Origin of the sequence: Microbacterium sp. SD291, assembly GCF_017355365.1 — a bacterium.
Lineage (GTDB): Bacteria > Actinomycetota > Actinomycetes > Actinomycetales > Microbacteriaceae > Microbacterium.
Window position 1 is genome coordinate 1 of record NZ_JADIJR010000081.1, and the last position, 561, is coordinate 561.

1 protein-coding gene is annotated in these 561 nt (G+C 70.9%); it reads left to right on the forward strand.

Features of this window, described 5'->3' with window-relative positions; all coding sequences use genetic code 11:
• On the forward strand, window positions 1-561 hold a 561-nt coding region (locus tag IPV10_RS16855; RefSeq protein ID WP_207485829.1), incomplete at both ends, for an HNH endonuclease signature motif containing protein.

The window sequence follows — 561 nt, forward strand, 5'->3', positions numbered from 1 at the left end:
CGACGCGCAGAACAACCCCAAGGTCGGCGGACCACCCGTCCCCGGCGTCGCCTTCCACGAAGAAGACGACAGCGTCGACGACGGCGAAGACGACGAGGACCGGTTCAACACCGACCACCGGAACGTGATCGACCCCCGCACCCCCGGGCAGAAGCGCCATGACGCGCTCGCGGCCGCGCTCGGGATCGCGGCCCGGCATCACGACATGCCCTCCCTCGCCGGCGCCGCCCCCACCCTGGTGGTGCACGTCGATGCGAAGGACTTCGCGGACGGCACCGGGTGGGCGAGCGTCGGCGGCGACGCCACTCCCATCCCGGTGTCCGTCGCGGCGCACACCGCCTGCACCGGGACGATCCAGCGGGTCCTGTTCGATGAAGGCCGGATCGTGGGGATCACCACCACCGACCGGGTGTTCACCATCCACCAGCGCCGCGCGATCATCGCCCGCGACAAGGAATGCCTCATCCCCGGCTGCCACGTCCCCGCCGAATGGTGTGAGATCCACCACGTGATCGAACACGCCCGCGGCGGCCCCACCTGCACCGACAACGGGGTGCCCCT